The following is a 9,555-nucleotide window of genomic DNA, read 5'->3' on the forward strand; positions in this document are numbered from 1 at the left end:
GGCGTCCGTGACAGCGCCGATGCCCGCGACGGCGCCACCGTCCTCGACAGCGCCGATGTCCACCACCGCACCGGCGCCGACGACCGTACCGGCAGCCGGGCCGCCGTCCGTATCCGCGGTCTGCGCCGCACCTTCGGCAGCAGGAACGTGCTCGACGGCCTCGACCTGGACATCGCGCAGGGCGAGTTCCTGGCTCTGCTCGGCGCCAGCGGCACCGGCAAGACCACCCTGCTGCGCATCATCGGCGCCCTCGACCGGCACGACGACGGCACGGTACTGGTCCCGGAGTCGCGGACCGTCGTCTTCCAGGAACCGCGCCTGGTGCCGTCCAAGAAGGTGCTGGCCAACGTCACCGTCGCGCTGCAGCGCGGCCCGCGTACCAAGGAGACCGGTCGGCGCGCCCTGGCCGAGGTCGGTCTCGACCGGCACGCCGGCGCCTGGCCGGCCACCCTGTCCGGCGGCGAGGCCCAACGCGTCTCGCTGGCAAGGGCGTTGATCCGTGAGCCGGAACTGCTGCTGCTGGACGAGCCGTTCGCCGCTCTCGACGCCCTGACCCGGCTGCGGATGCACGACCTGGTCGGCGAACTGTGCCGTCGCCACCGGCCCGCCGTACTGCTCGTCACCCACGACGTCGACGAGGCGATCCGGCTGGCCGACCGGGTGGCCGTACTGCGCGACGGCCGCCTGGCGTCCGACGAGCGGATCGCCATCGATCACCCGCGCGACAGCGCCGACCCGCGGTTCGCGGCCCTGCGTACCCGGCTGCTCGCCGAACTCGGCGTGGGCCGCGGCGAGTCCGTGACCGTGGCCGGCGTGCCACCCGCCGCAGGGCACGCTGCCGGCGCCGATCCCGGCCCCGGCCCCGGCTTCAAGCCCAGCGTCAAACCCGGCGTCGCCCCCGCCTCGGGTCACGGCACCGCCCGCGCAACAGCCCCCGCCGACGCCCGCACCACCGATCCCGATACCGGTTGCACCGCCACCAAGGAGACCTCCGTATGACCGTCAACATCGGCGTCCACAAGGCCAATCCGTCCCTCTACCACCTTTCCCGGCTCGGCCTGCTCGAAGAAGCGCTGCGCCCGTCCGGCGAGACCGTTGCCTGGCACCAGATCGGCGGCCTGGACACCGCGGCGGCGCTGGCCGACGGCACCATCGACTTCGGCGGCACCGGCTCCACCCCGCCGCTGTCCGCCCAGGCGGCCGGACACGACCTCGTCTACCCGGCCGTGTCGGCGCCGCGTCCCGGCCACGGCGCCCTGCTGGTCCGTGCGGACGGCGACATCGCCTCCCTCGCCGACCTCAAGGGCCGCACCGTGCACCTGGCGATCGGCTCCTGGCAGACCCACTTCGTCGCCAAGTCCCTTGCCCAGCAAGGTCTTTCCTATGGCGCCGACATCACCGCGCAGCGATCCGGCGCCGACTCGTACGCGCGGCTGCTGGACGGCGGCATCGACGCCTGGGTGGGGCAGGGCGCCGAACTGTCCGCCGCGCGCCGCGACGACCGGGTCCGCACCCTGGCGGAGGCAGGTGACCTGATCGCCGACCGCTCGGTCTTCTTCACCCGCCGTGAACTCGCCGACCGCCGCCCCGACCTGCTCGGCCTGATCGTCCGGGCGCTCCAGGCCGCGGACAGCTGGGCCGCCGGCCACCTGGACGAGGCCGCCGAGATCGCCGCGGCCGACCAGGGCGGCAGCGCGGCGGACTGGCGCGAGGCGCTGGCCGCGCTGCCCTGGCAGCTCGAACCGGTCTCCGACGCCTTCCTCGCCGAGCAGCAGGAGGCCGCCGACATCCTCGCCGCGGCCGGATTCCTGCCCCGCCCGATCACCGTCGCGGACACCCGCCACCCGGGCCTCGACGCCGTCGCCGCGCGATCCCTCGCCACCGATCCGTTCGCGACCGATCCGTCCGTCACCGATCCGTTCGCGACCGCCCGGTCAGAGACCACCCCGGCCGCGACCGCCGTGGCCACAGATGCAGCCGCAGCCGTCGAGACCCGCGAAGCCCCGGAGAAGTGACCGTGCCCAGCCCCGAAATCCTCTGGTACATCATCCCGCGCGAAGGCGCCTACCCCTGGGAGCCCGCCGGGCGACGCAGCATCGACCTGGCCTACCTCCAGCAACTCGGCCTTGCCGTCGATCGGTTGGGCTACGACGGCGCGCTGTTCGCCACCGACCTGTACGACGTGTGGCCGCTGGCCAGCGCGGTCGCCGCGCAGACCCGGCCGAGCTTCAAGCCGTTGCTTGCGATACACCCCGGGCTCATCTCGCCGACCATGCTCGCCAAGATGGCGCTGAGCTTCGCCCACCTCTTCGGCCCGGACCGGCTGCGCTTCAACGTCGTCAACGGCTCGACCGAGGCGCTGCGCCAGGCCGGCCTACAGCTCGAACACGACGAGCGGTACGAACTCAGCGCCGAGTACTGGGACATCGTCAAGCGGCTGACCGCCGGCGAGGTCTTCGACCACAAGGGCCGGTTCTACGAGCTGACCGGCGCGGGTGCGGGACTGCGCGAACTGGCCCCGATCCAGGGCGGCGTGCACACCCCGTTGTGGTTCGGCGGGTCCTCCGCCCCCGGCATCGAGATGGCCGCCCAGCATGTCGACGTCTACCTCACCTGGGGCGAGCCGCCGCACCTGCTGAAGGAGAAGCTGGACCGGGTGCGCGAGCGCGCCGCCCACTACGGCCGCGAACTGCGGCTCGGCCTGCGGCTGCACCTCATCGTCCGCGACACCGAGGAGCAGGCGTGGGCCGCCGCCGACCGGCTGCTCGACGTCACCAGCCAGGCTACGTACACCCGTATGCTCGGCGACCCGCAGAGCAAGGACGGTGAGGGCTGGACCCGGCAGTTCCGCCAGCACGGCGGCCGAGTGCCCAAGCACGCAAGGGAGTTGGAGAAGCACCCCAACCTGTGGCCGGGCATGAGCCTGTTCCGCCCGGGGCCGGGCACCGCCGTCGTCGGCAGCACCGCCCAAGTCGTGGACCGGCTCAGGGAGTTCCAGGACCTCGGGGTGGACACCTTCATCCTGTCCGGCAACCCGCTGCTGGAGGAGTCCTACCGCATCGCCGAGACCGTACTGCCCGCACTGCGGGGCACCGCCGGATGAACGACCTGGTGGACGAGGCCCGTTCACTCGGCCTCGACCGGTTGCGGCACGCCGTCCACGAGCACCCGGAGGTCGGCCTCCACCTGCCCCGTACCCAGGAGGCCGTACTCGCCGCCCTCGACGGCTTGGGGCTGAACACGCGCGTCGGAGCGGCGCTCAGCTCCGTCGTGGCGGTGGTCTCCGGTACGCGGCCGGGGCCCACGGTGCTGCTGCGCGCCGACCTGGACGCGCTGCCCTTCGCCGACGGCCCCCGGCACGCGTGCGGCCACGACCAGCATGCCGCGATGCTGGCCGGGGCCGCGCACCTGCTCGCCGCCCGGCGTGACCGGTTCGCCGGCGACGTGCTGCTGATGTTCCAGCCGGGGGAGGAGGGCCACGACGGCGCGCGGCTCATGCTGGAGGAGGGGCTGCTGGAGACCACCGGGAGTCGCCCGGTGGCGGCCTACGCCCTGCACTCCAGCGCGTCCGCCCCGGCCGGCCTCTTCAGCAACACGGCGGGGCCCGCGCTGGCCGCCAACGGCACGCTGGCGGTGACCCTGCACGGTGCCGGCGGGCATGGCGCCTGGCCACACCGCAGCCGCGACCCCATCCCGGCGCTGGCCGAACTCGTCACCGTACTCGGCGCGTTGCCCGCCCGCCGCTTCGACCCGTTCGACCCGGTGGTGCTCACCGTCGGCACTGTGCACGCGGGCACCGGGCCCAACATCATCCCCGCGCAGGCCACGATCGAAGCGACGCTGCGGGCGCTGTCCGACGCCACCCTCGCCCGGCTCGCCGAGGCGGCCGAACGCACCGCCCGCGGCATCGGCGCGGCCCACGGCCTGGACGTACGGGTCGAGTACGCCGCCGGCTACCCGGCCACTGTGAACGACGCCGCCGAGGCCGACCTGGTCGGCCGGGCCGTGGCCGACCTCTTCGGCGCCGAACGCTTCACCCGGACCACCCGTCCGGCGCTGGTCTCCGACGACATCGGCCGGGTGCTCGCCGAGGTTCCCGGCGTGATGACGAGCCTCGGCGCCTGCCCGCCCGGCCGGGACCCGGCCACCGCCCCGGGCAACCACGCGCCCGACGCGGTCTTCGACGACGCGGTCCTCCCCGACGGCGCCGCCCTGTTCGCGGAGATCGCCCTGCGTCGCCTCGCCCCGGCCGTGGACCCGGCCGTGGACCCGGCGGCCGATTGACGGTTCGGCTGACTGACGGTTCGGTCGAGTGGCAGCTTGGCCGTTCGACCTGCTGAGCAGTGCGTCGGTGCGGACGGCGGGACGGGCTCGGGGCGCCGGCGCGCTCTTGGGGGGCGCGCCGGGTCCGCACCCGCGGACCTGTGCACCACCCGCCGCGGGCGCTGCGGGTTCGGGCGAGGACGTCGCCGGCCGCACCGACAGTGCGGTCCACGCCGCGACGGGGCCGACACGTGTTGTTTACCGGGCTCCCGCCGCGTACCGGGGCCGGGTCTCGTGGCGGAGGTCCGGTTGCTGTTCTCCTGCCCGGGCCAGGGCCGGTGTCGCCTGGTTGCGGACCACTCGCCGGCCCCGGGCCGGGGTCAGGACCGGTCGCGCAGGTCGTGTAGGTCGCGCAGGTCCTTGACCCGCTGGATCTTGCCCACCGAACGCTCAAGCGTCTCCGGGTCGACCACCGTGACCTCGACCGTCACCCCCACGCCGTCCTTCACGCCCCGGGCGATCGACTCGGCCGCCGCCGCCCGCTGCTCGGGTCCCGCGTCGGCCCGCGCCTCGACCCGTAGCGCCATGTGGTCCATCCGGCCGGGCCGGGTCAGCTCGATCCGGAAGTGCGGCGCGACCGCGGGGGTGCGCAGCACGATCTCCTCGATCTGGCTGGGGAAGACGTTCACGCCGCGCAGGATGATCATGTCGTCGCAGCGGCCGGTCACCTTCTCCATCCGGCGCATCGCCGGGCGCGACGTGCCCGGCAGCAACCGGGTCAGGTCCCGGGTGCGGTAACGGATCACGGGCAGCGCCTGCTTGGTGAGCGAGGTGAGCACCAGCTCGCCGCCCTCGCCCGGTCCCAGCACCGCGTCGGTGATCGGGTCCACTACCTCCGGCAGGAAGTGGTCCTCCCAGATGTGCAGCCCGTCCTTGCCCTCGACGAACTCCTGCGCCACCCCGGGCCCCATCACCTCCGACAGGCCGTAGATGTCCACCGCGTCGATCGCGAACCGCTCCTCGATCTCGGCCCGCATCCCCTCCGTCCATGGCTCGGCGCCGAAGATCCCCATCCGCAGCGAGGTCCCGCGCGGATCGACGCCCTGCCGCTCGAACTCCTCCAGCAGCGTCAGCATGTACGACGGGGTGATCATGATGATCTCCGGCTCGAAGTCCCGGATGATCTGTACCTGCCGCGCCGTCATCCCGCCGGACGCCGGGATCACCGTGCAGCCCGCCCGCTCGGCGCCGTAGTGCGCGCCCAGGCCGCCGGTGAACAGCCCGTAGCCGTAAGCCACATGGACCTTGTGGCCCGGGCGACCGCCCGCCGCCCTGATGGAGCGGGCCACCACCTCCGCCCACGCCGCGAGGTCGTGCTCGGTGTAGCCGACCACGGTCGGCAGGCCCGTGGTCCCGCTCGACGCGTGCAGCCGCCGCACCTCGGCCATCGGTACCGCGAACATCCCGAACGGGTACGCAGCCCGCAGGTCCGCTTTGGTGGTGAACGGGAAGCGCGCCAGGTCCGCCAGGCTCCGGCAGTCCTCCGGGCGCACCCCGGCGGCGTCGAACTTCCGCCGGTACGGCTCCACATGGTCATACGCGTGCCGCAACGTCGCTTGCAGCCGTTCGAGCTGGAGCGCGGCCAGTTCGTCCGGCCCCATCCGCTCCGCCGGGTCCAGCAGTTCGTCCGGGATGCTCCCGCTCATGCCGCTCTCCCTCGCACTCCGGTCCCTCCGCGCCGACCGACCGTTCGGTTTGACCGCGATGTCAACGAACCAGCAACCGCTTGCGCTGTCAAGGACTCGCCCCGATCGCCGTGACCTGCGCTACTCGTGTCACCTGCGCTGTCGCGGAGCGTGGCCAACAGTGGATCTCGCCCGCGCGGCGACCCGCACCCTGCCCAGGGTGCGATCGGCGACGGTCCGGCCGCCCACGCCGCGACCCGACCGGCCCCGACCCGCAAGGTTCGGTGAACGTTCCTTCCTCAACGCATGTCACCGCATGTCAACCCATGAGATCGTCTTCCGCTCTGGTGTCGCCCGCCGGCTGTGTCGCGTCCCTGTGGCGCGCCCGGGCCCGGTATCCGGCGACCTTGGCGAGGTTGCCGCAGCGGTCCATCGAGCACCACCGGCGCCGCCGCGCCTGCGAGTCGTCCACGAACAGCAGCGAGCACGCGGGGTTCCCGCACTCCTTGACCCGGGCCGCCTCGGGCCCGCCCAGCAGCAGTACGCCGTCCCGTGCCACCGTGGCCAGCGCCGCCCCCGCCACCGGCCCCCGGTGCTGCCAGCGCACCTCCGGGTCGCAGGCCCCGGTCCGGTCGCCGACGGCGAGCTGCGGGGCCAGATCCGGCAGCACGGCCACCCGGTTGACGACCGCGATGTCCGTCCGGCTGTACGGCTGGCCGTCCATCGCCGCCCGCACCAGACGGTTCAGCGCCTCCCGCAGCACTCTCGCCTGGGTGAGTCCCGCCGCTCCGACCTGCGGCACCGCCGCGCCGGGCGGCAGCAGCCCGGCCTCGCCGAACCACCGCGCCAGCGCCGCCGGTTCGGGCAGCCGCTCCACGGGGTCCGTGTGACGCTTGCCGAGGGTGGCCACGAAGTCCAGGCACACCCGGCCGCCCACGAAGCGGAAGTCCGGCCCGCTCTCACCGCTCGCCGCGCCTACCGGACCTGCCGCGCCTACCGGACCTACCGGACCTACCGAACCTGTCGCCACCATGGCACCACGGTAGCAGTTGACACTCCTTGAAGCAGTGTCGCAGAGTGGGACCACTTCACCGGCGGCGCCGACCGACGCCGGGAAGACGCCGACACGAGACTGGTGACCCATGCGCGCGGTACGGATCGACACGTTCGGCGGCCCCGACGTCCTCACCCCCGTGGAGATGCCCGACCCCGTGCCGGGCCCCGGCGAGGTCCTGGTCCGGGTCGAGGCGGCCGGCGTCAACCGTGCCGACGCCCTCACCCGCGCCGGCACCTACCACCGCGCCCGCCCGCTCCCGCTGGTCCTCGGTGCGGAGGCGGCGGGCACCGTCGCCGCCGTGGGGGAGGGCGTCGAGGACCTCGCACCCGGCCGGCGCGTGATGGCCATGGGCGCGGCCACTCCCGGGTTCTACGCCGAACTCGCCGTCGTGCCCGCCACCCGCGTCGTCCCGCTGCCCGACGGTGTCGACGCCCAGGCCGCCGCGGGACTCCCGATCGCCTGGCTCACCGCGTGGTACTGCCTGCACCGGTTGGCGCGGCTCCAGAAGGGCGAGACCGTCGTCGTCCAGGCCGCTGCGAGCGGCGTGGGCAGCGCCGCGGTGCAGATCGCCGCGCACGCCGGTGCCCGGGTGATCGCCGCCGCCCGCAGTGCCGAGAAGGTCGGTTGGGCGGCCGAGTTCGGCGCCCACGACGCCATCGACACCTCGGCCTTCCCGGGCGAAGCCGCAGTGGCGGAAGTGCTGCGCCTGACCGGCGGCCGCGGCGCCGACGTCGTCCTCGACGCCGTCGGCGGGGACGCCTTCGCCCAGAGCCTTCGCCAGATCGGCTTCGCGGGACGCGTCGTCGCCCTGGCCAACGTGGCGCTGCAGCCCAGCACCGTGGACACCCGCGACTTCTATCCGAAGAACGGCTCCATTTACGGCTTCCAGCTCACCGGCCTGATCGAGCACGGCTACGACCCCCGGCCCGACCTGAAGGACATCGCCGCCGAAGTCGCGGCCGGCACCTACCGGGTTCCCGTGGAGGCCACGTTCCCCCTCGACCAGGCCGCCCGCGCCCACGAGCGGCTCGAACAGCGCGCTAATCGCGGCAAGATCGTGCTCACCACCCGGCCCTGACCTGGCGCCACTGCTGCCGACGGCGCCGGGCCGCGGCCCCCGGGGCGCCCGCCACCGCTGCCCGTTGCTCCACCTACGACGGCCCTGCCGGCCCGTCGGACCCGGGCGGCGCCCCGCCGCCGACCATCACGCACGGCTCATTTCTCGGCCTCCGCCCCGTATCGCCGCCGCGCCCATCTCCCAGCAACTGGCCGTCCTGGAGTGCGAAGTGGGCCGCCGCGTGCTGGCGCTGCTGCGCGAGGCCAGGCCCGCCCTGCTCCGGCGCCGGCTCCACCCCGGACGCGGTCGACCGGCGCTTCGGCGTTTCGGCACTTCGGTATTTCGGCGGTCTTCAGTCTGCCGTCGGCCAGTCCCAGCCGAGCTGGAGGAACATGCCGAGCCGGTCGCTGACCGCGCGTATCTCGGCTATCCGCCCCTCCCGCACGGTGAAGATCCAGATCTGCTCCACTTCGAAGGACCGCCCCGTCGGCTCGGGCATCCGTGGGTGGCCCCCGGTGTGGCGGCCGTGCACCAGCAGTCGGGCCACCACCCGGTCGCCCTCGGCGATCAGTTCCTGCGGCTCCATCGCGCTGTCGTCGAACGCGTCGAGCTGCCGACGGAAGGCGTCGAATGCCGCGCCCGGCTCATCCGGTTCGCCATGGATGATCTTGTTATGGTCCACGACGTCCTCATGCATCCACCGGGGCAGGTCGTCCAGCCGGCGGGCGTTGAGCGCGGCGAAGAAGCCCGCGACAACCTCCTTGCCTCCGCTGTCCTGCTCGCCCTTGACGACCGCGCCCCGCGTGACCATGGCATCCATCTGCCCGAACCGCCTCTCCCATTTCAGTCTTACGGCGTATGATTCCCGCAGGCACCAGGATTTCTCTTACGGTGTATGAATGTCAAGAGGCAAGGGGAAGTCGTATGAACGCCAAGCGAGGCCGAGGCGAGCGGGCCGGGCTCACCCGCGAGCTGATCCTGGACGCGGCCGCCAACCTCGCCGACCGCGACGGCCTCAAGGCGCTCAGCATGCGCAAGCTCGCGGCCGAACTCGGCGTCGAGGCGATGACGATCTACCACTACGTCCCGAGCAAGGACGCACTCTTCGACGGCCTGGTCGAGCGTGGCCTGACCAGCGCGCTCCCGCTGCCCGCCCCCGGCACTCCCTGGCGGCCTCTCCTGCGCGCCTATGCGGACGGCCTGCGGGGCGCGCTCCTGCGCAGCCCCGCTCTGCTCCCGCTGCTCCAGTCCCGTCCCGCCGTCACCCCCGCCACTCTCAGTGCCGTCGAACGCGCCCTCGCCGCGCTGGTCGACGCCCACTTCCCGCTCGCCCGAGCTGTCGACGCCGTCAACGCGCTGACGGTCTTCGTCCTTGGCCACACCGCCTCCGCAGCGGCCACGGCGAGTCCGGTGGACGCCCCGCAAGCGGCGCCCGTGGCCTCGTCCCCCACCTCTGTTCCCGCCTCCAGCCCTGCCCCCGACCCCGCCTCCAC

9 protein-coding genes are annotated in these 9,555 nt (G+C 73.4%); 6 read left to right on the plus strand and 3 right to left on the minus strand.

Translation table 11 applies throughout. The features are described from left to right. Positions 1–111 precede the first annotated feature (111 nt). From AC13HU_RS03060 to AC13HU_RS03075, 4 genes are read left to right on the plus strand one after another with little or no spacing between them, the layout of a single operon-like run. On the plus strand, positions 112–999 hold the full coding sequence (locus AC13HU_RS03060; RefSeq protein ID WP_483040146.1) for an ABC transporter ATP-binding protein: 888 nt from the start codon (positions 112–114) through the stop codon (positions 997–999). Beyond that, positions 996–2,015, plus strand: coding sequence for an ABC transporter substrate-binding protein (locus AC13HU_RS03065; protein ID WP_483040136.1), 1,020 nt, complete (start codon positions 996–998; stop codon positions 2,013–2,015). The genes AC13HU_RS03060 and AC13HU_RS03065 overlap by 4 nt, the downstream gene beginning before the upstream one ends. Beyond that, positions 2,012–3,103, plus strand: coding sequence for an LLM class flavin-dependent oxidoreductase (locus AC13HU_RS03070; protein ID WP_483040137.1), 1,092 nt, complete (start codon positions 2,012–2,014; stop codon positions 3,101–3,103). The genes AC13HU_RS03065 and AC13HU_RS03070 overlap by 4 nt, the downstream gene beginning before the upstream one ends. Further along, positions 3,100–4,284 carry a M20 metallopeptidase family protein gene (locus tag AC13HU_RS03075; RefSeq protein WP_483040138.1) on the plus strand — a complete coding sequence of 395 codons (1,185 nt, stop codon included), beginning with the start codon at positions 3,100–3,102 and terminating at the stop codon, positions 4,282–4,284. The genes AC13HU_RS03070 and AC13HU_RS03075 overlap by 4 nt, the downstream gene beginning before the upstream one ends. A 359-nt stretch (positions 4,285–4,643) precedes the next feature. On the opposite strand, the gene paaK is transcribed toward AC13HU_RS03075, so the two are convergent. Next, positions 4,644–5,969 carry a phenylacetate--CoA ligase PaaK gene (gene paaK, locus AC13HU_RS03080; protein ID WP_483040139.1) on the minus strand — a complete coding sequence of 442 codons (1,326 nt, stop codon included), beginning with the start codon at positions 5,967–5,969 and terminating at the stop codon, positions 4,644–4,646. A 298-nt stretch (positions 5,970–6,267) separates the two neighbouring features. Continuing rightward, the gene (locus AC13HU_RS03085; RefSeq protein WP_483040140.1) at positions 6,268–6,981 is read right to left on the minus strand and encodes a CGNR zinc finger domain-containing protein; all 714 of its coding nucleotides are present in this window, start codon (positions 6,979–6,981) and stop codon (positions 6,268–6,270) included. A 109-nt stretch (positions 6,982–7,090) separates the two neighbouring features. Between AC13HU_RS03085 and AC13HU_RS03090 the strand changes: the two genes are divergently transcribed. After that, positions 7,091–8,083: a quinone oxidoreductase family protein gene (locus tag AC13HU_RS03090; RefSeq protein WP_483040141.1), complete on the plus strand. Its 993-nt coding sequence runs from the start codon at positions 7,091–7,093 to the stop codon at positions 8,081–8,083. A gap of 331 nt (positions 8,084–8,414) precedes the next feature. Here the strand turns inward: AC13HU_RS03090 and AC13HU_RS03095 are convergent, their stop codons facing one another. After that, positions 8,415–8,882 carry an ester cyclase gene (locus tag AC13HU_RS03095; RefSeq protein ID WP_483040142.1) on the minus strand — a complete coding sequence of 156 codons (468 nt, stop codon included), beginning with the start codon at positions 8,880–8,882 and terminating at the stop codon, positions 8,415–8,417. A gap of 104 nt (positions 8,883–8,986) precedes the next feature. On the opposite strand from AC13HU_RS03095, the gene AC13HU_RS03100 reads away from it, so the two are divergent. Beyond that, on the plus strand, positions 8,987–9,555 hold a 569-nt coding region (locus AC13HU_RS03100), incomplete at its 3' end, for a TetR family transcriptional regulator (RefSeq protein WP_483040143.1).

It is taken from the genome of Streptomyces sp. NH27, assembly GCF_056859195.1.

Excerpts from the sequence above, each read along its gene's own strand:
- AC13HU_RS03065 (WP_483040136.1), top strand. The coding sequence starts at position 996 with ATGACCGTCAACATCGGCGTCCACAAGGCCAATCCGTCCCTCTACCAC.
- AC13HU_RS03075 (WP_483040138.1), top strand. The coding sequence starts at position 3,100 with ATGAACGACCTGGTGGACGAGGCCCGTTCACTCGGCCTCGACCGGTTG.
- paaK (WP_483040139.1), bottom strand. The coding sequence starts at position 5,969 with ATGAGCGGGAGCATCCCGGACGAACTGCTGGACCCGGCGGAGCGGATG.
- AC13HU_RS03085 (WP_483040140.1), bottom strand. The coding sequence starts at position 6,981 with ATGGTGGCGACAGGTTCGGTAGGTCCGGTAGGTCCGGTAGGCGCGGCA.
- AC13HU_RS03090 (WP_483040141.1), top strand. The coding sequence starts at position 7,091 with ATGCGCGCGGTACGGATCGACACGTTCGGCGGCCCCGACGTCCTCACC.
- AC13HU_RS03095 (WP_483040142.1), bottom strand. The coding sequence starts at position 8,882 with ATGGATGCCATGGTCACGCGGGGCGCGGTCGTCAAGGGCGAGCAGGAC.